Source organism: Streptomyces sp. NPDC031111 (assembly GCF_055570675.1).
Genome location: NZ_JBVIGS010000003.1, coordinates 576775 through 598190, shown reverse-complemented (window position 1 = coordinate 598190; position 21416 = coordinate 576775). Strand labels below are relative to the sequence as shown.

General features: G+C 72.5%; 22 protein-coding genes. 7 read left to right on the top strand and 15 right to left on the bottom strand.

The window, feature by feature from the left end; translation table 11 throughout:
* Nucleotides 1-43: 43 nt before the first annotated feature.
* The 12 genes from ACZ470_RS09695 to ACZ470_RS09640 form a co-directional block, all read right to left on the bottom strand.
* A complete protein-coding gene (locus tag ACZ470_RS09695; RefSeq protein WP_468426057.1) occupies nucleotides 44-1627 on the bottom strand; it encodes a glycoside hydrolase family 13 protein in 1584 nt (527 codons plus the stop codon).
* A 36-nt stretch (nucleotides 1628-1663) separates the two neighbouring features.
* Nucleotides 1664-2524 carry a carbohydrate ABC transporter permease gene (locus tag ACZ470_RS09690; protein ID WP_468426055.1) on the bottom strand — a complete coding sequence of 287 codons (861 nt, stop codon included), beginning with the start codon at nucleotides 2522-2524 and terminating at the stop codon, nucleotides 1664-1666.
* A complete protein-coding gene (locus ACZ470_RS09685; protein ID WP_468426053.1) occupies nucleotides 2521-3471 on the bottom strand; it encodes a carbohydrate ABC transporter permease in 951 nt (316 codons plus the stop codon). The genes ACZ470_RS09690 and ACZ470_RS09685 overlap by 4 nt, the downstream gene beginning before the upstream one ends.
* Nucleotides 3472-3477: 6 nt before the next feature.
* A complete protein-coding gene (locus tag ACZ470_RS09680) occupies nucleotides 3478-4821 on the bottom strand; it encodes an ABC transporter substrate-binding protein (protein ID WP_468426051.1) in 1344 nt (447 codons plus the stop codon).
* Between the two features lie 136 nt (nucleotides 4822-4957).
* On the bottom strand, nucleotides 4958-5956 hold the full coding sequence (locus ACZ470_RS09675) for a LacI family DNA-binding transcriptional regulator (RefSeq protein WP_398784548.1): 999 nt from the start codon (nucleotides 5954-5956) through the stop codon (nucleotides 4958-4960).
* Between the two features lie 57 nt (nucleotides 5957-6013).
* Nucleotides 6014-6682, bottom strand: a complete 669-nt coding sequence (locus ACZ470_RS09670; protein WP_468426048.1) for a GntR family transcriptional regulator — start codon at nucleotides 6680-6682, stop codon at nucleotides 6014-6016.
* A complete protein-coding gene (locus ACZ470_RS09665) occupies nucleotides 6679-7680 on the bottom strand; it encodes a proline racemase family protein (RefSeq protein WP_468426046.1) in 1002 nt (333 codons plus the stop codon). The genes ACZ470_RS09670 and ACZ470_RS09665 overlap by 4 nt, the downstream gene beginning before the upstream one ends.
* 15 nt (nucleotides 7681-7695) lie before the next feature.
* Nucleotides 7696-8586 (bottom strand): dihydrodipicolinate synthase family protein, encoded by an 891-nt coding sequence (locus tag ACZ470_RS09660; RefSeq protein ID WP_468426044.1) that lies wholly within the window; start codon nucleotides 8584-8586, stop codon nucleotides 7696-7698.
* The gene (locus tag ACZ470_RS09655; protein ID WP_468426042.1) at nucleotides 8583-9974 is read right to left on the bottom strand and encodes an FAD-dependent oxidoreductase; all 1392 of its coding nucleotides are present in this window, start codon (nucleotides 9972-9974) and stop codon (nucleotides 8583-8585) included. Before ACZ470_RS09655 ends, ACZ470_RS09660 begins: the two co-directional genes overlap by 4 nt.
* Nucleotides 9964-10263 carry a (2Fe-2S)-binding protein gene (locus tag ACZ470_RS09650; RefSeq protein ID WP_468426040.1) on the bottom strand — a complete coding sequence of 100 codons (300 nt, stop codon included), beginning with the start codon at nucleotides 10261-10263 and terminating at the stop codon, nucleotides 9964-9966. The genes ACZ470_RS09655 and ACZ470_RS09650 overlap by 11 nt, the downstream gene beginning before the upstream one ends.
* A complete protein-coding gene (locus tag ACZ470_RS09645) occupies nucleotides 10260-11423 on the bottom strand; it encodes an NAD(P)/FAD-dependent oxidoreductase (protein ID WP_468426038.1) in 1164 nt (387 codons plus the stop codon). Before ACZ470_RS09645 ends, ACZ470_RS09650 begins: the two co-directional genes overlap by 4 nt.
* Before the next feature lie 70 nt (nucleotides 11424-11493).
* A complete protein-coding gene (locus ACZ470_RS09640; protein WP_468426036.1) occupies nucleotides 11494-12153 on the bottom strand; it encodes an MmyB family transcriptional regulator in 660 nt (219 codons plus the stop codon).
* Nucleotides 12154-12376: 223 nt separating this feature from the next.
* Between ACZ470_RS09640 and ACZ470_RS09635 the strand changes: the two genes are divergently transcribed.
* The 3 genes from ACZ470_RS09635 to ACZ470_RS09625 all read left to right on the top strand — a co-directional run bounded on the left by ACZ470_RS09635 (nucleotide 12377) and on the right by ACZ470_RS09625 (nucleotide 13969).
* Nucleotides 12377-13033 (top strand): helix-turn-helix domain-containing protein, encoded by a 657-nt coding sequence (locus tag ACZ470_RS09635; RefSeq protein ID WP_468426035.1) that lies wholly within the window; start codon nucleotides 12377-12379, stop codon nucleotides 13031-13033.
* 31 nt (nucleotides 13034-13064) lie between these two features.
* On the top strand, nucleotides 13065-13607 hold the full coding sequence (locus ACZ470_RS09630) for a toxin-antitoxin system, toxin component (RefSeq protein ID WP_468426311.1): 543 nt from the start codon (nucleotides 13065-13067) through the stop codon (nucleotides 13605-13607).
* Between the two features lie 125 nt (nucleotides 13608-13732).
* Nucleotides 13733-13969 carry a hypothetical protein gene (locus ACZ470_RS09625; RefSeq protein ID WP_468426033.1) on the top strand — a complete coding sequence of 79 codons (237 nt, stop codon included), beginning with the start codon at nucleotides 13733-13735 and terminating at the stop codon, nucleotides 13967-13969.
* Between the two features lie 70 nt (nucleotides 13970-14039).
* Here ACZ470_RS09625 and ACZ470_RS09620 read toward each other — a convergent pair whose 3' ends face one another.
* Both ACZ470_RS09620 and ACZ470_RS09615 read right to left on the bottom strand, forming a co-directional pair.
* On the bottom strand, nucleotides 14040-14717 hold the full coding sequence (locus ACZ470_RS09620) for a 4'-phosphopantetheinyl transferase family protein (protein ID WP_468426031.1): 678 nt from the start codon (nucleotides 14715-14717) through the stop codon (nucleotides 14040-14042).
* Nucleotides 14714-15571, bottom strand: coding sequence for a metallophosphoesterase family protein (locus tag ACZ470_RS09615; RefSeq protein WP_468426029.1), 858 nt, complete (start codon nucleotides 15569-15571; stop codon nucleotides 14714-14716). The genes ACZ470_RS09620 and ACZ470_RS09615 overlap by 4 nt, the downstream gene beginning before the upstream one ends.
* A 240-nt stretch (nucleotides 15572-15811) precedes the next feature.
* Between ACZ470_RS09615 and ACZ470_RS09610 the strand changes: the two genes are divergently transcribed.
* On the top strand, nucleotides 15812-16945 hold the full coding sequence (locus ACZ470_RS09610; RefSeq protein ID WP_468426027.1) for an ATP-grasp domain-containing protein: 1134 nt from the start codon (nucleotides 15812-15814) through the stop codon (nucleotides 16943-16945).
* 176 nt (nucleotides 16946-17121) lie between these two features.
* Here ACZ470_RS09610 and ACZ470_RS09605 read toward each other — a convergent pair whose 3' ends face one another.
* Nucleotides 17122-18459, bottom strand: coding sequence for a 6-phospho-beta-glucosidase (locus tag ACZ470_RS09605; protein ID WP_468426025.1), 1338 nt, complete (start codon nucleotides 18457-18459; stop codon nucleotides 17122-17124).
* Between ACZ470_RS09605 and ACZ470_RS09600 the strand changes: the two genes are divergently transcribed.
* From ACZ470_RS09600 to ACZ470_RS09590, 3 genes are all read left to right on the top strand, one after another.
* On the top strand, nucleotides 18446-18697 hold the full coding sequence (locus ACZ470_RS09600) for a helix-turn-helix domain-containing protein (RefSeq protein ID WP_468426309.1): 252 nt from the start codon (nucleotides 18446-18448) through the stop codon (nucleotides 18695-18697). The two genes, ACZ470_RS09605 and ACZ470_RS09600, sit on opposite strands and share 14 nt — an antisense overlap.
* A 765-nt stretch (nucleotides 18698-19462) precedes the next feature.
* Nucleotides 19463-20659, top strand: a complete 1197-nt coding sequence (locus ACZ470_RS09595; RefSeq protein WP_468426023.1) for a sensor histidine kinase — start codon at nucleotides 19463-19465, stop codon at nucleotides 20657-20659.
* On the top strand, nucleotides 20656-21327 hold the full coding sequence (locus ACZ470_RS09590; RefSeq protein WP_468426021.1) for a response regulator: 672 nt from the start codon (nucleotides 20656-20658) through the stop codon (nucleotides 21325-21327). Before ACZ470_RS09595 ends, ACZ470_RS09590 begins: the two co-directional genes overlap by 4 nt.
* Nucleotides 21328-21416: the final 89 nt, after the last annotated feature.

Below are 21416 nucleotides of genomic sequence, written 5' to 3'. Positions count from 1 at the left end.
GCTGATCCCTTCGGTGTGGGGTGGGGGAACAGGCGGTGCGGTCTCAGGTGCGCAGCCAGACGGCGGTGTCCTTGGGGAGTCGTCCGTCGTCGGTGAGCGGACCGCTGCCGAGGAGCAGCGCGGTGTGTGCGGGGAGGTCGGCGGGCTCGTCCGCGAGGTTCACCAGGCAGATCGCGGCGCCGTCCGCGCGGGTGAAGGCGAGGACGCCGTCGGGGGTGGGCAGCCAGGTGAGCGGGCCGTCTCCGAGGAACGGGCGCAGACGGATCGCCTCGCGGTAGAGGGAGAGCATCGAGCCGGGGTCGCGGGCCTGCCGGTCGGCCGCGTACGTCGCCCAGCCGGCCGGCTGCGGCAGCCACGGTTCGCCGCCGAACCCGGCGTGCGGCGCGTCGGCCGTCCACGGCAGCGGCACCCTGCACCCGTCGCGGCCGGGGTCGGTGCCGCCGGAGCGGGCGTGCATGGGGTCCTCGATGCGGTCGAGGGGGATGTCGGCCTCGGGCAGGCCGAGTTCCTCGCCCTGGTAGACGTAGACCGCGCCGGGCAGGGCCAGGGACAGCAGGGCGGCGGCGCGGGCCCGGCGGGTGCCGAGGGCCAGGTCGGTGGGGGTGCCGAAGGCCTTGGTGGCGAAGTCGAAGCCGGTGTCGGCGCGACCGTAGCGGGTGACGGTGCGGGTGACGTCGTGGTTGCACAGCACCCAGGTGGCGGGGGCGCCGATCGGCGCGTGCTCGGCGAGGGTGTCCTCGATGGAGGTGCGCAGCCGTGCCGCGTCCCAGGGGCAGGTCATGAAGGAGAAGTTGAAGGCGGTGTGGAGTTCGTCGGGGCGGAGGTAGCGCGCGAAGCGCTCGGTGTCGGGCAGCCAGACCTCGCCGACGAAGACGCCGCCGTACTCGTCGGCGACGGCCCGCCAGCCCCGGTAGACGTCGTGGAGTTCGTCCCGGTCGACGTAGGGGTGGGGATCGCGGCCCTCGACGAAGTCGGGCAGCCGGGGGTCCTTCACCAGCAGCGCCGCGGAGTCGATCCGGACCCCGGCCACGCCCCGCTCGAACCAGAAGCGCAGGATGTCCTCGTGCTCCTGGCGGACGGCGGGGTGGGACCAGTCGAGGTCGGGCTGTTCGGGTGCGAAGAGGTGGAGGTACCAGTCGCCGTCCGGCAGCCGGGTCCAGGCGGGACCGCCGAACTCCGACTTCCAGTCGTTCGGCGGGAGTTCGCCGTGGTCGCCGCGGCCCGGACGGAAGTGGAACAGGGCCCGCTCGGGGCCGCCCGCGAGCGCCGCCCGGAACCAGGGGTGCTGGTCGGAGACGTGGTTCGGCACGATGTCGACGATCGTGCGGATGCCCAGTTCCCGCGCCTCGGCGATGAGCTTCTCCGCCTCGGCGAGGGTGCCGAAGGCCGGGTCGATCGACCGGTAGTCGGCGACGTCGTAGCCGCCGTCCTTCATCGGGGACAGGTACCAGGGGTTGAACCACAGGGCGTCCACGCCCAGTTCGGCGAGGTACGGCAGTTTCGCGCGGACGCCGGCGAGGTCGCCGGTGCCGTCTCCGTCGCCGTCGGCGAAGCTGCGGACGTACACCTGGTAGATGACGGCGGAGCGCCACCAGTCGTCGTTCCGGGCAGGGGTGGGCTGTCCCACTGTGCGTGCCTTTCTCTTCTGTGGATGATTGCGGTGTCAGCCCTTGGTGCTGCCCGCGCTGATTCCGGCGATGATGTGCCGCTGGAAGACGAGGAACAGCGCGACCATGGGGATGCTGGCGATCACCATCGCGGCGATGAGCACGGTCAGCTGGATGTTCTGCGACAGCTGGACGAGGGCCACGCTGATGGGCTGTTTGTCGGTGTCGGAGAAGACCATCAGCGGCCACAGGAAGTCCTGCCACACCGCGACCAGCGCGAAGATCGACACCACGCCGAGCACCGGGCGCGACATGGGCAGCACGATCGACCACAGGGTGCGCAGCTTCCCCGCGCCGTCCATCTCGGCGGCCTCGAGCACATCCCTGGGCAGCTGGTCGAAGAACCGTTTGAGCAGGTAGAGGTTGAAGGCGTTGGCGACGGCCGGCAGCCAGATGGCGAGCGGGTCGTTGAGCAGCCCGAGGTCGGCCACGGTCAGGTACTTCGGTACGACCAGGGCCTGGGCCGGGACCATCAGCGTGGCGAGGATGCCGCCGAGGATCAGCTTGCCGAAGGCGGGCCGGAGCCTGGACAGGGCGTAGGCGGCGGCCGTGCAGAACACCAGCTGGAAGAACCAGGCGCCGGCCGCCTGCACCACCGTGTTCCACAGGTGGGTGGGCAGCTGCATCAGCTCCCAGGCGTCGGTGTACCCGCTGGTGCTCCAGCTCTCCGGGACGAGCGTGGGAGGGGTGCGGGCCACCTCGTCGGGGGACTTCATCGCGCCGCTCGCCATCCAGTAGACGGGGAAGAGGAAGGCGAGCACGAAGAGCAGGACGATGCCGGTGAACACGGTCCAGTAGACGGCCTTGCCGCGCGGACGGGCCAGTACGGCCGGGGACACCAGGGTGCGAGTGCTCATGCGGTCTCCTCCCCGGAGCGGGTGAGACGGAGGTAGACGGCGGAGAACAGGCCGAGCAGGGCGAGGAGCATCACGCTCAGCGCGCAGGCGCCGCCGAAGTCGTTGTAGAGGAAGGCGTACTTGTAGATGAGGTAGAGGACGGTCACGGTGGAGTTCTCGGGGCCGCCGCCGGTGATCACGAAGGGTTCGGTGAACACCTGCATGGTGGCGATGATCTGAAGCAGCATCAGCATGAGGATGACGAATCTGGTCTGCGGGATCGTCACATGGCGGATGCGCTGGAGCAGGCCCGCTCCGTCCAGTTCGGCCGCCTCGTACAGCTCGCCGGGGATGGACTGGAGGGCGGCCAGGTAGATGAGGACGGTGCCGCCCATGTTGGCCCAGGTGGCGACGAGGACCAGGGAGACCAGGGCGGTGTCGGCGCCGTTGGACCAGTTCGAGGTGGGCAGGTGGAGGAAGCGCAGCGCCTCGTTGGCGAGGCCGGTGCCCGGGTCGTAGAACCACTTCCACAGCAGCGCGCTGACCACGGGCGGGATCATCACCGGCAGATAGACCACGACCCGGAAGAAGGCCTTGGCGTGCCGGAGTTCGTTGAGCACGAGGGCGAGCACGAAGGGGATCGCGAAGCCGATCAGCAGGGCGAGCAGGGTGAAGGTGAGCGTGTTGCGCCAGGCCGCGCCGAACTCGGGGTCGTTCAGGACCCGGGTGAAGTTGGCGGTGCCGACCCATTCGGGGTCCGAGCCGGGCGTGTACTTCTGGAAGGCGATCACGATGGCGCGGATCGCCGGGTACCAGGAGAACAGGGCGAAGCAGACGAGTCCGCCGAGGAGGAAGCCGTAGGCGCGCAGGTGGTCGGTGAGGCGGCGCCGCCTCCGGTCCCCTGCCGGGGACGGCGCCTTCACCGGTCGGACCCGTACGGCCGGGGCCGGCCGTTCAACCGTCTTCATCGCCGGTCAGCCCCGGGCCAGGATGCCGTCGATCTTGCCGGAGGCGTCCTTCAGGAGCCGGTCGATGTCCGCGTCCTCCTTGGTGAGGACGGCGGAGACGACACCGTCGAGGACGGAGTAGAGCTGCTGGGCGTGCGGTGGTTCGATCTTCATGTCCAGTTGCTGGTTGCCGTCGAGGAAGGACTGGTAGTTCTCCACCGGGACATTGGCGTTCGCCTTCTTGACCTGCTGGTCCTTGGCGTCGGCGGCGCCGGTGAACAGGCGGGGTTCGGGCAGGCCGACCGGGGCGTCGTTCTTCTTGGCCCGGGCGTAGTCGCCGAGGAAGCCGTCGCCGGGGGTGAGGAACATGTGGTCCAGCCACTTCAGGCCGGCGCGGATCTGCTCGGGTGAGGCCTTCTTGTTGAACATGTAGCCGTCGCCGCCGATGAGGGTGCCCTCGCCGCCGGGCATGGGGGCGATGGCGATGTCCTGGTACTCGGCGCCCTTCTCCTTGACCAGGATCGGTATGTTGTCGGGCGCGGCGAGGTACATGCCGAGCTTGCCGGCGCCCATCATCTGCTGGACGTCGTTGATGACGAGCAGCTGCTTGCTGCCCATCGACTCGTCCTTCCACCGCATGTCGTGGAGTGTTTGCAGGACGGCGCGGCCCTCGGGGGTGTCGATGGTGGCCTTCTTGCCGTCGGGGCTCACCACGTCGCCGCCCTGCGCGTACAGCTCGGCGGTGAAGTGCCAGCCGCCCTGGTTCTGGGCGCTGTAGTCGGCGTAGCCGACGGTGCCGTCACCGAGTGCGGCGATCTTCCTGGCGGCGTCGCGGACTCCGTCCCAGGTGGTGGGCGGCCGGTCCGGGTCGAGTCCGGCCTTCTCGAAGAGCTGCCGGTTGTAGATCAGGCCCATGGAGTAGCCGGTGCGCGGGATGCCGTAGATCTTGCCGTCGACGGTGTAGATGTCCCGCAGCTGCTGCTGGATGGTGTCGTAGCTCTTCAACTCCTTGATGTACGGAGTGAGATCGGCGGCCTGGCCGATGTCGACGACGTGCCGTGCGTCGGTGAAGTACGTGTAGAAGACGTCCTCCATCTGCCCGCCGGCGAGTTTGGCGTCGAACGTCTTCGGGTCCTGGCAGGGGAACGCGTCGTGCGGGACGACGTCGATGTCCGGGTTCTGCTTCTCGAAGGCGGCGATGTCCTCCTCGAAGAACTGCCGGTCGACCTTGGCGCTCTTGGGCGGCATGCAGTTGACGGTGATGCGGGTCTTGCCGCCGGCGGCTTCGTCGTCGTCCGAGCCGCAGGCGGTCAGCGCGAGAGCGCCTACGCCCAGGGCGACGAGGGTACGACGGATCCCGGTGCTTCTCATCGGTGGACCCCTTAAGGGACAGGAGTGAGTGAACCCCTCGGAACAGGAGCGGTGGGCGGGGCACACTCAAGCACCGACGACAACATCCCGCAAGATGTCGCGCAGAATTTGAAATTATTCGACAGTCGAGTGGATCTCAGGAACGAGGTGCCTGGGCGGTCGACCCCCGCACCACCAGCTCGGGTTCGAACAGCAGCTCCTCGGGGGCCACCGTGCTGCCGCTGATCTGCGCGTTCAGCAGTTCCACCACCGCCTTGCCCATGGCCTCGATGGGCTGCCGGACGGTGGTGAGCGGGGGCTCGGTGCAGTTCATCAGCGCCGAGTCGTCGTATCCGACGACGGATATCTGTCCGGGCACGTCGAGTCCCTTGCGACGGGCGGCCCGTACGACACCGAGGGCGAGGGGGTCGCTGGCGCAGATGAAGCCGGTGACGCCCCGCTCGATGAGCCGGGACGCGGCGGCGTGACCGCCCTCGATGGAGAACATGGCGCGGGCGACGTGCTCCTCGGGGACCTCCCCGGCGACCGCGCGGGCGGCGGCCAGCTTGCGCGCCGAGGGCATGTGGTCACCGGGGCCGAGCACCAGCCCGATGCGTTCGTGGCCGAGCGAGGCCAGATGCCGCCAGGCCTGCTCGACGGCCACGGCGTCGTCGCACGACACGGCGGGGAAACCGAGGTGCTCGATCGCCGCGTTGACCAGGACGACCGGAATATTGCGTTCGGCGAGCCGGCGGTAGTGGTCGTGGGGCGCGTCGGCCTGGGCGTAGAGGCCGCCGGCGAACACCACGCCGGACACCTGCTGCTGGAGCAGCAGGTCCACGTAGTCCGCCTCGGAGACCCCGCCACGGGTCTGGGTGCAGAGCACCGGCGTCAGGCCGAGCTGGGCCAGCGCGCCCCCGATGACCTCCGCGAAGGCCGGGAAGATGGGGTTCTGGAGCTCGGGCAGGACCAGGCCGACCAGCCGGGCGCGCTCACCGCGCAGCTGGGTCGGCCGCTCGTAGCCGAGCACGTCCAGGGCGGAGAGCACCGCCTGCCGGGTGGCCTCGGAGACTCCCGGCTTGCCGTTGAGCACCCGGCTGACCGTGGCCTCGCTGACCCCGACCTTCTTCGCCACCACAGCAAGTCGTCGTGTCATGTGCGCAAGAGTAGCGCAAGAAACGCAAGCGGCTTGCGTTGCGCCGCAAATTCTCTGTCAAGGTGCCGCCCAGAGCCCCCGAACATGTCCGAGGTGCCGGGTCATCACGGCGCGTACGGCCTCGGGGTCCCGGGCGAGCAGCGCGTCGAGTATCTCCAGGTGCTCCTCGGCGGACGCCTCCAGCCGCCCCTGCTCCACCAGCGCGGTCAGCCCGTACAGCCGGGCGCGCCGGCGCAGGTTCCGGACGACCTCGACGAGGTGGCCGTTTCCGGCGAGTGCCAGCAGCCCGAGGTGGAAGCGCTGGTCGGCCTCGATGTACGCGATGAGGTCGCCGGCCGCGGCGGCGGAGACGATCTCCTCGGCGACCGGCCGCAGTGCCTCCAGCGCCACCGGGTCGGCCGTGGCGGCCAGTTCCGTCGTCGTCGGGATCTCGATCAGGGAGCGGATGTGGGTGTACTCGTCGAGCTGCCGGTCGGAGACGGCGGTGACCCGGAAGCCCTTGTTGGGCACGGTGTCGACCAGCCCCTCGTTGGCGAGGTCGAGCATGGCCTCGCGTACGGGGGTGGCGGAGACACCGAAACGGGCGGCGAGCCCGGGGGCCGAGTACACCTCACCGGGTCGCAGTTCACCGGCGATCAGCGCGGCCCGCAGCGCGTCCGCGACCCGCTCGCGGTAGCTGGGCTTCCGCCCGCCCAGGGCGGGGAGGGCGGGACCGGTGGCGTTCACAGGACGAACCCCGCGGGGAAGGGGTCCGTCGGGTCCAGCAGGTACTGCGCGGTGCCCGTGATCCAGGCCCGGCCGGTGAAGCTGGGCAGCACGGCCGGGCGGCCGGCGACCTCGGTGGTGCCGAGCAGCCGGCCGGTGAACCGGGTGCCGATGAAGGACTCGTTCACGAACTCGGTGTGCAGCGGGAGTTCGCCGCGGGCGTGGAGCTGGGCCATGCGGGCGCTGGTGCCGGTGCCGCAGGGCGAGCGGTCGAACCAGCCGGGGTGGATCACCATGGCGTGCCGGGAGTGGCGGGCGGTGGCGTCGGGAGCGGTCACCTGGACATGGTGACAGCCGTGGATGGACGGGTCCTCGGGGTGGACGGGTTCTCCCCCGGCGTTGATCGCCTCCATCAGGGACAGCCCGGCCGCGAGGATCTCGTCCTTGCGGGACCGGTCGTAGGGCAGCCCGAGCCGGTCCAGCGGCAGGATGGCGTAGAAGTTGCCGCCGAAGGCGAGGTCGTACGTGACCGTGCGTCCGTCGGGCAGGGTGGCCTCCCGGTCGAGGGCGACCGCGAACGACGGGACGTTGCGCAGGGTCACGGCGGTGGCGGCCCCGTCCTCCACCGCGACCTCGGCGACGACGACCCCGGCGGGGGTGTCCAGGCGGATGGTGGTGACCGGTTCGACGACCTCGACCATCCCGGTCTCGACGAGCACGGTCGCGACGCCGATCGTGCCGTGCCCGCACATCGGGAGGTAGCCGGAGACCTCGATGTAGACGACGCCCCAGTCGCAGTCGGGCCGGGTCGGCGGCTGGAGGATCGCGCCGCTCATCGCGGAGTGTCCGCGCGGCTCGTTCATCAGCAACCGCTTGATGTCGTTCCGGTGTTCACGGAAGTACAGGCGCCGTTCGTTCATGGTCGCGCCGGGGACGGTGCCGATGCCGCCGGTGATCACCCGGGTGGGCATGCCCTCGGTGTGCGAGTCGACGGCGTGCAGAACGAGCTTGCTGCGCATGTCCGGTCCGCCTCCCTACGCCAGTCCGGCCGCGACGGCCTTCTCGGTGGCCGCGCGGACGGCCGCCTCCTGCCCGGGTTCCAGCGGTACGCGGGGCGGGCGGCAGGGGCCGCCGTGGCGGCCGACGAGGTCCATGGAGAGCTTGATCGACTGGACGAACTCCACCCGTGAGTCCCAGCGCAGCAGGGGGTGCAACTGCCGGTACAGCGGCAGCGCGGTGTCGAGGTCACCGTTCACGGCGGCGCGGTAGAGCTCCACGCAGGACCGGGGCAGCGCGTTCGGGTAGCCGGCCACCCAGCCCTTGGCGCCGGCGACGGCGAGTTCCAGCAGGACGTCGTCGGCGCCGATCAACAGGTCCAGTTCGGGGGCGAGTTCGGCGATCCGGTAGGCGCGGCGGACGTCTCCGGAGAACTCCTTGACGGCCTGGACGTATCCCTCGCCGTGCAGCCGGGCGAGCAGTTCCGGCACCAGGTCGACCTTGGTGTCGATGGGGTTGTTGTAGGCGACGACGGGGAGTCCGGCCGCGGCGACCTCGGCGTAGTGGGCGAGGACCGCACGCTCGTCAGCGCGGTAGGCGTTGGGCGGCAGCAGCATCACGGCCCGGCAGCCGGCCTCGGCGGCCTGCTCGGTCCAGCGGCGGGCCTCCGCGGACCCGTAGGCGGCGACGCCGGGCATCACGCGCTCCCCGCCGATCGCGGCGACGGCCGTCTCGACGACCCGGGCGCGCTCCTCGGGAGTGAGCACCTGGTACTCCCCGAGCGAGCCGTTCGGTACGACGCCGTCGCAGCCGTTCTCCACGAGCCAGGCGCAGTGCTCGGCGTAACGGTCGAGGTTCACGGAGAGATCGTCGTTCAGCGGCAGCGCGGTGGCGACGAGGACGCCGCGCCAGGGACGGTGGTCGGTCATGAGGATCCTCTCTCGGTGTGCTCTTCGTGCTCTTCGTGCTGTTCGGCGAGTACACCCAGCGGCACGGGCCGTGCGAACGGCCGCCGGGACGGGGTGGGTTCGCGTCCGGCGAGGCCGGCGACCGCCGGTCCGCACATCCGGCCCTGGCACCAGCCCATGCCGGCCCGGGTGAGCAGCTTGACGGTCCGGGCGTCCCCGGCGCCGAGGGCGAGCGCCTCGCGGACGGCGCCCGCCGTCACCTCCTCGCAGCGGCAGACCACGGTGTCGTCGGTGATCCGTTCGGTCCAGCGGGCGGGCGGGGCGTGCACGGCGTCGAGCGCGGCGGCGAAGCGGCGCATCCGGGCGCGGACCTTCGCGGCGGGCGCCCACTCCCGCGGATCGGGTACGGAGCCCCGCAGCCGGGCGGCGATCGAGCGGCCGGCGATGTGCCCCTCGGCCAGGGCGAGGGCCGCCCCGCCGATGCCGGTGGCCTCGCCGGCGGCCCAGACTCCGGGTACGTCGGTGCGCTGTTCCCCGTCGACGGCCACGGTGAGTCCGTCGAGCCGGCAGCCCAGGCTCTCCGCGAGGTCGGTGTGCGGCAGCATGCCGTGGCTCACCGCGAGGGTGTCGCAGGGCAGACGGCGTGCGGTGCCGGGCCGGACACGGCCGTGCGCGTCGAGCGCGGCGACGGTGACGCCCGTCAGCCGGTCTCCTTCACCGTGGGCGCGGAGGACGGTGTGGCGGGCGAGGAACGGTACGCGGTGTCGCACCAGGCGGGCCGCGTAGCCGGCGGCCTCGGGCAGCTTGGGGGCCAGGGTGACGGCGTGCCGCGGCAGGCGCCCGGGGTCCGCGGACTCCACCAGCGCGGCGACCGACACGCCCGCCGCCGCGAGGCCGGTCGCCACCGGCAGCAGCAGCGGACCGGTCCCGGCGACCACGGCGGTGCGGCCGGGTACGACGAGCCCGCCCTTGAGCACGGCCTGGGCGCCGCCCGCGGTGACGACACCGGGGAGGGTCCAGCCGGGGAAGGGCAGTACGGTCTCGTATCCGCCGGTGGCCAGGAGCACGGCGGTGGCGTGCACCTCGGCCGGCTCGCTCTGCTCCGGTCCGAGCAGCGCGTGCACGGTCAGACCGTCGGCCGTCCGCTCCACGGACCACACATGGTGCTCCGTCAGCACCCGCGCCCCGCTCGCGGCGAGTCCGTCCCGCAGCCGGGTCCAGGTCCGCCACTGGTGGTGCAGGGCCTCCGGGCGCTCCGCGCGGAGGCCCGCGGCGGGCTGCCGGTAGAACTGGCCGCCGGGTTCCGGCGCCGCGTCGACGACGGCGACCCGCACACCGCGTCCGGCCGCCGCGAGGGCCGCGGCCAGGCCCGCCGGGCCCGCGCCGATCACCGCGAGGTCAGTCCGCATGGCCCGTCCCCTCCTGACTGCGGATCACGTCGCCGGGCCGGGCCGGGACCAGGCAGGCCCGCTGGTTGGGGCGGTCGTTGACGGTGACCAGGCAGTCGAAGCACACCCCGATCCCGCAGAACACCCCGCGGGGGCGTCCGGTGCCGCGGGTGGTGCGCCAGGAGGTGATGCCGGCGGCCCACAGCACGGCGGCGATCGTCCGGCCGGGCAGCGCCTCGATCGGCCGTCCGTCGAACGTGACGGTGAAGCCGGGTTCGGGCCGCGCCCCGGCGAGGTCCAGCGGGTTCACTCCTCGGCCTCCTCTGCCGTACGGGGGAATCGGTCGGGCCGGAAGGGGGTGAGGTCCAGTTCCGGTGTCCGTCCGGTCAGTGCCTGGGCGATCAGCAGCCCGGTGCCGGTGGCCAGCCCGATGCCCGCGCCCTCGTGCCCGCACGCGTGGAACAGTCCGGGCACCCGGGGATCGGGGCCGATCGCGGGCAGGTGGTCGGGGAGGTACGGCCGGAAGCCCGCGTACGCGCGTATGGCCCGTACGCCGGACAGGAAGGGGAACAGGCGGGTCGCCCCCGCCGCCAGCGCCCGCACCGCCGGAAGGGACAGGGACCGGTCGAAGCCGACCCGCTCCCGGCTGGCGCCGATCAGCACCGGGCCGGCGGCCGTTCCCTCCACCACGGGAGAGGTCTGGAGCGCCGCCGAGTCGCTGGCGACGTCGGCCACGTAGTCGGCGGCGTACACCTTGCGCCGGATCCGGGGCGGCAGCGGCTCGGTGACCAGTACGAAGCCGCGCCGGGGGAGCACGGGCAGCCGGACCCCGGCGCGGGCGGCGAGTTCGCCGCCCCAGGTGCCGGCCGCGTTGACGACGGCGGGGGCGTGCAGGTCGCCGCGGTCGGTGCGCACCCCGCGCACCGTGCCGTCGGCGGTGCGCAGCACCCGGGTCACCTCGCGGCCGGTGAGCAGCCCGGCCCCGGAGGCGCGCAGCAGGTGGGCGGCGGCCAGGGCGGGCATCACCTGGGCGTCCTGGGGGTAGTGGACGCCGCCCGCGAGTCCGGGCGCCAGGTGGGGTTCCAGGTCGCGGAGCCGGTCGGCGGGGACGGGTTCGGCGGCCACTCCGGCCGCCCGCTGTGCGTCCGCGAACGTCCGCAGACCGTGGAAGGCCTCAGGCGTCCGGGCGACGACCAGTCCGCCCTTGGCCTCGTACTCGACCGCCCGGCCCAGCTCGCGGGCCGTCTCGGCCCACAACCGGTTGGAGAGCAGGGCGAGTTCCAGTTCGGGGCCGGGCTCCTTGTCGGAGACGAGGAGGTTGCCCTCGCCCGCGCCGGTCGTGCCGCCGGCCACCGGGCCCCGGTCCACGACGGTCACTTCGAGGCCCGCCCGGGCCGCGTACAGGGCGCAGGCGGCGCCCGTCATCCCGGCGCCCACTATCACGACATCGCAGGTCAGCGACTCGTTCATATCAGTACTATGTCACACAGCACTGTGGCTGGGAACAGTGCGCACCGACACGGTCGTTCGGCGGGTCCGCTCAGTCGGCGGCGGGGACCACTCTGAGGTGGGAGGCGGCGCGGCGGGCCCTGCGGTCCCCGGACGGGGCGCGGCGGGTCTCGCGCAGCACCAGCGTCAGCCGGAAACAGTCCATCTCATCGAGGGCCGGCGTGGTCTCCACGACGATGCGGCAGTCCGTGGCGCCCCAGCGCGGATCGGGGTGCAGCAACGGCCGTACGGCGCCGTCGTGCTGGGCGGCCCGCTCACCCACGACCCGCAGCCAGTGCGGCACTCCGTGCCGGTAGGCGGCCTCCATGATCGGGTCCTGGGCGATGTCGCGGCGGATGGCCTGGAGTCCGCGGTCGTGGCCGTACCGCTCGACCGTCCCGGCGAAATGGGCCAGCATCGGCAGGCACCAGCCGGACTCGTGGTCGCCCAGCACCGTGGCGGCGTCCGGGTGGAAGAGGACGAACCGGAGGAAGTTGTCGCAGGGCTGGGCCGTGGGGTGCGCCTCGACGTCCTGGAAAAGTGTCCGGAAAGCAGTGTTGGTGAGCCGCACGTCCCACCGGTGGTCGACCACCATGGAGGGGAACGGAGCCGCCTCCAGGAGCGCGGCGTAGTCCTCCAGATAGGCGCGGGCCTCGGGGGTCTCGGGGGCGGGCCGCGGTGCCGGCCGCTGCCCTCCTGCCTGATATGCCATCGGGAGGTCACCCCTCTTGCCTGTGCGGCCCTGACGCGGCGCCCCGATCCTGCTGCCCGCACGCGAGACGTGTCAACTATCGTGGCATTTCATGCCGGTTGACGGCTGAAATTGGCCACAGTTGTGGCGAGACCTGGATGTGAGTTCGAAGCAGCGGCTAGTCTCCGTGAAGTTCACGGCAATCGCTTGTGAGAAGCCTGTGAGAGACCTAGGAGATCTTTCGGTGACGGGTGGCTTCGAGGGTCCGGGCGCCACGCCGACGACCGCGCTGCCGGCCGTCGTCGCCCGCGTCACCGCACTCGCGAACCGGCTCGGCGTGGCGCACGCCGAGGTCTTCGACACCGGCCGGCTGTCGGTCGCCTCCGGGGTCCCGGAGGCCGTGGTCAAGGCGCTGCTGAGCGGCCGCTCGGCGGGCGAGCCCGATGTGCAGGCGCGGTTCGTGCAGCGGCTGGACCTGCTGCGCCGCACCCGGCTGAAGCCGAACGGCCGCAAGTACACGCAACAGGAGATCGCCGACGGCGCGGGCATGTCCCGGCAGCAGGCCGGCGCCCTGATCAACGGCGACCGGCGGCCCACCATGGAGCACTGCGACGCCATCCAGCGGTTCTTCCGGGTGCACGCCGGTTTCCTCACCGCCGAGGACCCCGAGGCGCTCACGAGCGCCCTCCAGCACACCGAGCAGGAACTGCTCCAGAAGCTCGCGGACCGGGAGCGGGCGGCGGCGGCGCCGGCCGACGACCCGCTGGAGCGACTGCTCCAGGACCACGGGGTGCGCGGGATCGCCTGGCGGGCCGCGCAACTGCCCACCGACCAGCATCGCGACAAGGTCGCCGAGTGGCTGGACATGCTCCTGGAGAGTGTCCAGCGGCCCAAGGCCTGACCCGGGGAGAACAGTGGGCATCGGCAGGGAAATGCGCCGTCTGTGCGGCGAGCTGCTCGCGGAGCTGACGCTTCCCGCCCCGGCGCGGCCCGCCGATCTGTACGCCGCCCTGTGCGAGGCGATGAGCAGGCGCCGCGGCCGGCCGGTCCTGTTCCGTACGGCGGCCTTCCCGCCCGGGACGGCGAGCGGGCTGTGGCTCGACATGGCGGACCAGGATCTCGTGGTGATCGAGGAACGCACCGCGCCGGACCATCAGTTGGTGATCCTGGGTCATGAGCTGTGGCACATGCAGGCCGGCCACTGCGGTCGCCACCATGTGCCGGGCGCCGGGGTCGCGACGCGCCTGCTGGACCGTGCCCTCGACGAGGACGTCCTGCGGGCGACCGTCCTGAAGGTGGCCGCACGCACCCGGTTCGACCTCGCCGAGGAGAAGGAGGCCGAGGCCTTCGGCCTGCTGCTGGCCAGCAAGTGCCGGACACGGCTGACCGGTTCGTCGCTGCGGGGGCCGGTGCAGCGGGATCGTCTGGTGGGCCGGATCGAGGCGTCGCTGGGCTATCTGGGTCCGCAGGGCTGAGCGGACACGCCCCGGCGTGCGAGCCCGCCGGGCGGGCGAACCGGGCCGTGGTGGAACCCGATTGTCAGTGGTGGGCGGCAAGCTGGGGGGAAACGCACCGACCGCGACACGGGGAGAGCCGAGCGATGCCCACCGCCGTACTGACCGACCGCGAGCGCACCGCCGTCCAGGCCTATCTACGGCTGCTGCACACGGTGCGCGCAGCCCTCGACACCCAGTCGGTCCCGCCGGGCCCTCCCGGGCCCCCGCTGGTGCCCCCCTCCGTACTCGCCGAGGCGGAGACGGCCCTGGCCCGAGCGGGCCTGACCGGCAACGAGGAGGCGTTCTTCCGGATGCTGCGCGACTGGCACCCTCAGGCCTAGGGCGTGCCGGTCGCGGGGCGGGCGCGACGTTGCGGACACCCCCGGGGTTTCCCCGGGGGAGTCGGCCTGCTCAGCCGTGTGCGACGGTGACGGCCGTCGCGATCAGGTCCTTCTCGGTGATCCAGCGGCCGGTGAAGTGGTCCGCCACGCGGGTTCCCACACGCGGGCCCGGGACCAGGAGGGTGGCGCGGAAGCCGCCGCGGGTGGGGGCGCCGGGGTCGGGGAAGAAGTCGAGCTCGGCCTCCAGGAAGTCCAGCCACTTCCCGGTGAGCGGGAACCACGCCTTGTAGACGGACTCCTTGGCGCTGAACAGCAGCCGGTCCCAGTGCACCGCCGGCAGTTCCCCGGCCAGGGCGCCGATCCGTTCGGCCTCCCGCGGCAGGGCGACGGAGGGCAGCACACCCTCGGGCAGCGGCGCGTGGGGCTCGGCGTCGATGCCGAGGGAGGCCAGGTCGGCGTCGCGCACCAGGGCGGCGGCGCAGTACCCCTGGCAGTGGGTCATGCTGCCGGTCAGCCCCGCGGGCCAGACGGGGGCGCCCCGCTCGCCGGGCAGCACGGGCTGGGCCGGCACGCCGAGCTTGTCCATGGCGCGGCGGGCACAGGAGCGTACGGCGGTGAACTCCCGGCGTCTTTTGAGGACGGCGCGTGCCAGCAGGGCCTCCTCCTGGGGGAACAGCGGGGCGTCGGTCCCCTCGTCGCCGTAGGCCTCCACGGCGACCACGGTCCGCGGCAGCAGTTCCTCGATCATCGCCCCTCGTCCTCCCTCGGCACGATCCGGCGCAGCCGCCCCGGTGGCTGTTCCCGCGTGCGCCACTCACGCGGATAGCCCACCGACACCTCCTCGAAGCGGACACCGTCCTGCCAGGTGGTCCGGGGGATGTGGAGATGGCCGTAGACCATGGTGTGGACGGGGAAGCGCCGGTGCCAGTCGTCGGTCAGCACGGTGCCGCACCACATGGCGAACTCGGGGTACCAGAGGATGTCCGTGGGGTGGCGGTGCAGCGGGTAGTGGTTGACGAGGACCAGCGGCAGACCGTCCGGCACCTCGGCCAGCCGGCGTTCGGTCTCGGCGACCCGGGCCCGGCACCAGTCCTCCCGGCTCGGGTAGGGGTCGGGATGCAGCAGGCCCTCGTCGGTGCAGACGACGCCGGTGCCGTGCGCGTACTCCAGTCCCTCCTCCTTGGTGGCGCACCCGGACGGCAGGAACGAGTAGTCGTACAGCAGGAACAGCGGTGCGACGGCCACCGGCCCGCCGGGTCCCTCCCACACGGGGTACGGGTCCTCGGGTGTGATCACCCCGAGGTCCCGGCACTGCTCGACGAGGTGGTCGTAGCGGGCGACGCCGCGCAGCGTGACCGCGTCGCTCGGGTGCGTCCACAGCTCGTGGTTGCCGGGCGCCCAGACGACCTTGGCGAACCGGCCGGCGAGGGTCTTGAGGGCCCAGCGGACGTCCTCCACGGTCTCCGCCACGTCACCGGCCACGAGCAGCCAGTCCTCGTCCGACTCCGGCCGCATCGCCTCGACCAGGGCACGGTTCTCGCTGTAACCGATGTGCAGGTCACTGATGGCCCACAGCTGTCCGCCGCCGCTTGTCCCCGACATCACCCGTCGCCCCTTCAGCCGTCACGAACGCCCTCACGAACGAGATCACATCCGTGCCGCCGGAACAAGCGCGACCCGTCATCCGGGTGTGGTACGGGAACGACTCCCGAAGCCCTATGATCTGCCCATCACCACCGCCGTGAAAACGCCCTTCGCACAGGGCGGTTCGGTGACCCTCCACACTCCTGCCCGGGCAACGGGCCGCCGAGCCCTGCCCGCGAACCGTGAAAGGCGGCCTGCATGGTCTCTCGCGTACGCGTCTGGATCAACCGCACGTACGCGGAGAACGTGTTCTTCATGGATCAGCTGAGGAGAAATCCCGGCGACCGGGCCGTCGAGATCCACGCCACGCACGGGGACCCCGACTCCCCCGTGCTGGCCGCGGCCGACACCGCCGAGCCGGAGCCCGAGGGGCTGTCCCCGGCGGCGTACGTCGAGTACGCGCTCGCCCAGTGCGAGCGGCGCGGCATCGATGTGTTCGTGCCCCGGCTGCACCAGTCGGCGATCGTGGCGCACCGCGCCGAGTTCGAGGCGGTGGGTACGGCGCTGCTGGCTCCGCCGCCCGAAGCGGTGGCCGTGTTCCGGGACAAGGTGATCGCCTATGAGGCGGTCCAGGCGATCGGGGTGCCCGTGCCGCCGTGGTGGCGGGTCCGCAGTGCGGACGAACTCGTCGCGGCGGTCGACGAGTTGGAGGGGCGCGGCCACCGGGCCTGCTTCAAGCCCGCGTCCGGCGCGGGCGGGGTGGGCTTCCGCGTGATCACGCGTGCCCCCTTCTCACTCACGCAGCTGAGCGGCTTCCCGAGCCCGTATGTGCCGCTCGGCCTGGTGCTGGACGCCCTGCGGGAGGCCGACGAGCCGGTGGACTGGCTGGTGATGCCGCGGCTGGAGCAGCCCGAGGTGTCGGTGGACTGCCTGACCGGGACCGACAACCGGGTCCGGCTGGCGGTGGGGCGCACCAAGAACGGCCGGCGACGGGGCTTCACGCTGCACGAGCAGTGGCTGGAGCCGGCCAGGCGGATCGCGGAGGGGTTCGGCCTGCACCACCTGTCGAACATTCAGTTCCGGATGCTCGGCGAGCGGCCCGTGCTCATGGACGTCAACACACGGCCGGCGGGCGGGCTGCACCAGCTGTCGCTGTGCGGGGTGAACGCCCCGTGGGCGGCGGTGCGGCTGGCGCTCGGCGACGACCCGGGGGAGATCACGCCGCCGTTCCTGGGCCAGGACTACACAGTGGTGTCCGGTCCGCGTCCGCTGCGGCCGGTGTCGCTGCCGAAGCAGCGGTCCGACGCGTCCGTGGCCGCGCCCGCGCTGGGGGCCGTACCGGCTCCGGCGGGGTCCGTGGAGGCGCGGACGGCGACCGGAGCGCGCCCCTAGAAATTTTCTCGGGGAAATCTCGGCCGGGGGTGTATCAGGGGCCGGGCAGCGTGCTCTTGATGGTGAAGGCGACTTGGGGAAGCCGCCAGGGGGAAGCACGGGGGAACCGGGGGGCTCGGGTCGGTCGGCCGCTGTCACGGGGGGCGACCGGCCGGCCCGAAGCCATGTCCGGAGTGCTATCCGAGATAGGCGAGGCCGGGGTGGACGGCGGTGTAGCCGTCGACGAGACGGCGGGCCACGTTCACGGAGTCGACGAGCGGGTGCAGCGCGAACGCCTTGACGGCCGTCGCGCGGGAACCCGACCTGGCGGCGGCGAGCACCTCGCGTTCGACGGCCTTGACGGCGCAGACCAGAGCGGTGGCGTGAGCGGGCAGCGGATCGACGGAGACAGGGTGCGCGCCATGGGCGTCCACGAGGCAGGGGACCTCGATGACGGCGTCCCCGTCCAGCGGTGACAGGGTGCCGCGGTTGCGGACGTTGAGGATCAGGGTGGCGCGTTCGTCGCGGGCGATGGCCCGCATCAGGGCGAGCGCCACGTTCTCGTAGCCGCCGGACAGGTCCTCGGGCTCGCGTTCGCCCGCGCCCGCGGCCTCCCGGTTCTCGGCCATGTAGGTGGCCTCTCGTTCGGCACGGGTGCGGTCCCACAGGTCCAGGGCGGGGACGGCGGGGTCGGCCGCCCCGGCGTAGAACCTCGCCTGCTGGTCGTGCAGGAACGCGCCCCGGGTCCGCTCGGCCCGCCGGTAGGCGTGGACGGTCTCACGGTTGAAGTAGTAGTAGTGCAGGTACTCGTTGGGGATCGCGCCCAGGGACCGCAGCCAGTCGGTGCCGAACAGCCTGCCCTCCTCGAAGGAGCCGAGCAGCGCGGGGTCGGCGAGCAGGCGCGGGAGTTCGTCGCGGCCGGCGATCCGCAGACCGCGCACCCAGCCGAGGTGGTTGAGGCCGACGTAGTCGATCCACGCCTCCTGCGGTCGCGCGCCGAGCACCCGGGCGATGCGGCGGCCGAGGCCGACCGGGGAGTCGCAGATGCCGATGACCCGGTCGCCGAGGTGGCCGGACATGGCCTCGGTGACCAGTCCGGCGGGGTTGGTGAAGTTGATGACCCAGGCGTCGGGGGCGAGGCGGGCCACGCGGCGGGCGATGTCGACGGCGACGGGCACGGTGCGCAGACCGTAGGCGATGCCGCCCGCGCCGACCGTCTCCTGGCCGAGCACGCCCTCGGCGAGGGCGACCCGTTCGTCGTGCGCCCTGCCCTCCAGGCCGCCGACGCGGATCGCGGAGAAGACGAAGCGGGCGCCGCGCAGCGCCTCGTCGAGGTCGGTGGTCGCGGTCACCTCGGGCGCGTCGGGCACGTCGGCGGCCTGCTCGGCCAGCACCCGGGTGATCGCGCGCAGCCGCCCGGCGTCCACGTCGTGCAGGACGACCCGGGTCACCCGGCCCTCGGCGCGGTCCTTCAGCAGCACCCCGTACACCAGCGGCACACGGAATCCCCCGCCGCCCAGAATCGTCAGCTTCACATCCGCACCCTTCCCACCACGACGAACGTGGACGACCCTACTCGCGGCGCGGGCGCCCCGGCCCGACCGTCCGCTGTCCGTGCTCGCGGCCTTCGACCACCGGCATCCGGCGCTGCCCCTGATGGACATCGGCCGCCGGGCCGGGCTCACAGCGACCACCGCGCACCGGCTGGTGGGCGAGCTCACGCGCTGGGGCGGGACGCGTCGGGGACGTACCAGTCGGGCCGCGGCTGTGTGACCCGGCCGCGCTCGCCCCGCGCGGGCTCCATCAAATGGCTGTCCGAGCGCTCGTCGGCCGGTGTGCCGCTCCCACCCCGTACACGGTCACCGAACCACCGCTGCCGCGGCGGATGCCGGCCGAAGCGCGCGACTCGGGCGTCGCGGTGAGCGGCAGTCAGATCACCCGGTGACGGCGCCGGTGCGCGGCCCCGAAGGCACGGTCACCTCCACCGTGTCGGCCGGCGGGCCACTCTCCTCCCTACACCCCGTACACCGTCACCGAACCGCCGCCGCTGCCGCGGCAGATGCCGGCCGAGGCGCGCGGCTCGGGCGTCGCGGTGAGCGGCAGTCAGATCACCCGGTCGCGGCGCCGGTGAACGGCCCCGAAGGCACGGTCACCTCCACCGTGTCAGCCGGTGTGCCGCTCCCCTCCCTACACCCCGTACGCGGTCACCGAGCGGGCGCTTCCGCCGCGGATGCCGACCGAGGTGCGCCGCTCGGGCGTCGCGGTGAGCGACCGTCAGATCAGCCGGAGCGCGCTGTCGATGGCGGCGCCGGTGCGCGGCCCCGACGGCACGGTCGCCTCCGCCGTGTCGGTCGTCGTCCCGCGCACCGACGCCCGCGTCCCCGCGCCGGCCCCACCCTCCGCCTCGCGGGCCGCAACATCTCCCGGGCCCTGGGGCCGGACCCGGCCGCCCCCGCCCGGCGAAATCCCTCTCACCGGTGAGGACCGGGCCGCCGGACCTCGTGATACTGGGACGGCCCCCGCCCCGAGGAGCCGTCCATGTCCTTCCGGTCCGCCTTCGCGCCGGTCGTCGTGCGTTGGCGTACGGCGAGCCCGTACGCCCTCGACACGGCGCTCGCCGCGGTCGTGCTGTTCGCCGTCTCCCTTCAGTGGCTCTTCCCCGACGAGGGCGACGACCCGCTGACCTGGCAGGGCTGGCTGCTGGGCGCCGCCACGGCCGTGCCGCTGATCTGGCGGCGGCGGGCACCGTGCACCACCGCGTGGGCCGTGTCGGTCGCCACCCCCGCGCAGGCGCTGTACCACGCTCCCCCGCCGGACGTCATGTACGGCGGGATGGTCGTGCTGTACACCATGGCCGCCCAGACCAAGCCCTGGCAGCGGCGGCCGATGCTCACGGGCTGGGTCGTCGGGGTCGTCGTGACCATGCAGCATCAGGCGGACAAGGAGCCCTTCGAGTACGCCTTCCATCTGATGGGCCTCGTCTGCGCCTACGCCCTCGGGGTGCTCGCCCGCGTCCAACGCGCCTACACCACCGAGCTGGAGGACCGGGCCCGCCGGCTGGAGCGGGAGCGGGCCGCGGACACCGCGCGGGTCCGGGCCGAGGAACGCGCCCGCATCGCCCGGGACATGCACGACATCCTGGCGCACGCCGTGAGCCTGATGGTGGTGCAGGCCGAGGCGGGGCCGGTGGTGGTGCGCAAGGATCCGGAACGCGCGGAGGCCACCTTCGACACCATCGCCTCGACCGGCCGGGACGCCATGGCCCAACTGCGCAGGATCCTCGGCGTATTGAAGGAGGAGCGGCCGGGCGGGGAGGTGACCGCCCGGCTGCCGCAGCCCGGCGTGGCCGCCCTGCCGGGGCTGGTCCGTCAGGTGCGGGAGTCCACGGGGCTGCGCACCGAGCTGCGCACCACGGGCGAACCCCGCCCGCTGTCCTCGGACACGGAGGTCGCGGCCTACCGTGTGGTCCAGGAAGCGCTCACCAACACCGTGAAGCACGCCCGTGCCTCGCGCGCCGTGGTGGAGCTGGACTGGGCGGAGGACCAGGTGACCCTCACGATGACGGACGACGGACGGGGACCGTCCGCGCCGGTCGGCGGACACGGGCTGATCGGCATCCGGGAGCGGGCCGCCGCCTGCGGGGGCAGCGCCGAGACCGGCAGCGCCCCGGACGGCGGCTTCCGGGTCGTCGTACGCCTTCCCGTGGCCACCGACCGGGAAGGGGCCCTCGGGTGAGCATCCGGGTGGTCGTCGCCGACGACCAGGAGCTGGTCCGGGCCGGCTTCGGCATGATCCTCGACGCCCAGGACGACATCGAGGTGGTCGCCGAGGCCGGTGACGGCGAGGAGGCCGTCGCGGCGGTGCTCCGGCACGCCCCGGACGTGCTGCTGCTCGACATCCGCATGCCGGTGATGGACGGCCTGGAGGCGGCCCGGCGGGTGTGCGCGCAGTCGGGCTGCAAGGTCGTCATGCTGACCACGTTCGACCTGGACGAGTACGTGTACGAGGCGCTGTACGCGGGTGCCAGCGGCTTTCTGCTGAAGGACGTCCGCCGGGACGACCTCGTGCACGCGGTGCGGGTGGTCGCGGCCGGTGACTCGCTGCTCGCCCCGGCGGTGACCCGGCGGCTCGTCTCGGACATCGTGCGGAGCCGCAGGGAACGGGCCGCCGCCGAGACGGCGACCCCGCAGCGGCTGGACGCCCTCACCGCCCGCGAGGTGGAGACCCTGCGGCTGCTGGCCCGCGGCCTGTCCAACGCGGAGATCGCCACGACCCTGTTCGTCAGCGAACACACCGTCAAGACCCATGTGAGCAATGTGCTGAGCAAGCTCGCTCTCCGGGACCGGGTACAGGCGGTGATCTGCGCGTACGAGACGGGTCTGATCACTCCGGGCTCCCCCTGAGGAGTGAGTGCGGGGGCCGTCTCCCCCGTACGGGCGAGGGCCGCAAACCGCTCGCTCCGGCGATCCGGTGACCCACCCTTCGGCACGAG

What these genes read in the sequence shown, in the direction of transcription:
- ACZ470_RS09690 (WP_468426055.1), bottom strand. Translation starts at nt 2,524, where the DNA reads ATGAGCACTCGCACCCTGGTGTCCCCGGCCGTACTGGCCCGTCCGCGC.
- ACZ470_RS09685 (WP_468426053.1), bottom strand. Translation starts at nt 3,471, where the DNA reads ATGAAGACGGTTGAACGGCCGGCCCCGGCCGTACGGGTCCGACCGGTG.
- ACZ470_RS09680 (WP_468426051.1), bottom strand. Translation starts at nt 4,821, where the DNA reads ATGAGAAGCACCGGGATCCGTCGTACCCTCGTCGCCCTGGGCGTAGGC.
- ACZ470_RS09675 (WP_398784548.1), bottom strand. Translation starts at nt 5,956, where the DNA reads ATGACACGACGACTTGCTGTGGTGGCGAAGAAGGTCGGGGTCAGCGAG.
- ACZ470_RS09665 (WP_468426046.1), bottom strand. Translation starts at nt 7,680, where the DNA reads ATGCGCAGCAAGCTCGTTCTGCACGCCGTCGACTCGCACACCGAGGGC.
- ACZ470_RS09660 (WP_468426044.1), bottom strand. Translation starts at nt 8,586, where the DNA reads ATGACCGACCACCGTCCCTGGCGCGGCGTCCTCGTCGCCACCGCGCTG.
- ACZ470_RS09655 (WP_468426042.1), bottom strand. Translation starts at nt 9,974, where the DNA reads ATGCGGACTGACCTCGCGGTGATCGGCGCGGGCCCGGCGGGCCTGGCC.
- ACZ470_RS09645 (WP_468426038.1), bottom strand. Translation starts at nt 11,423, where the DNA reads ATGAACGAGTCGCTGACCTGCGATGTCGTGATAGTGGGCGCCGGGATG.
- ACZ470_RS09640 (WP_468426036.1), bottom strand. Translation starts at nt 12,153, where the DNA reads ATGGCATATCAGGCAGGAGGGCAGCGGCCGGCACCGCGGCCCGCCCCC.
- ACZ470_RS09630 (WP_468426311.1), top strand. Translation starts at nt 13,065, where the DNA reads ATGCGCCGTCTGTGCGGCGAGCTGCTCGCGGAGCTGACGCTTCCCGCC.
- ACZ470_RS09625 (WP_468426033.1), top strand. Translation starts at nt 13,733, where the DNA reads ATGCCCACCGCCGTACTGACCGACCGCGAGCGCACCGCCGTCCAGGCC.
- ACZ470_RS09620 (WP_468426031.1), bottom strand. Translation starts at nt 14,717, where the DNA reads ATGATCGAGGAACTGCTGCCGCGGACCGTGGTCGCCGTGGAGGCCTAC.
- ACZ470_RS09615 (WP_468426029.1), bottom strand. Translation starts at nt 15,571, where the DNA reads ATGTCGGGGACAAGCGGCGGCGGACAGCTGTGGGCCATCAGTGACCTG.
- ACZ470_RS09610 (WP_468426027.1), top strand. Translation starts at nt 15,812, where the DNA reads ATGGTCTCTCGCGTACGCGTCTGGATCAACCGCACGTACGCGGAGAAC.
- ACZ470_RS09595 (WP_468426023.1), top strand. Translation starts at nt 19,463, where the DNA reads ATGTCCTTCCGGTCCGCCTTCGCGCCGGTCGTCGTGCGTTGGCGTACG.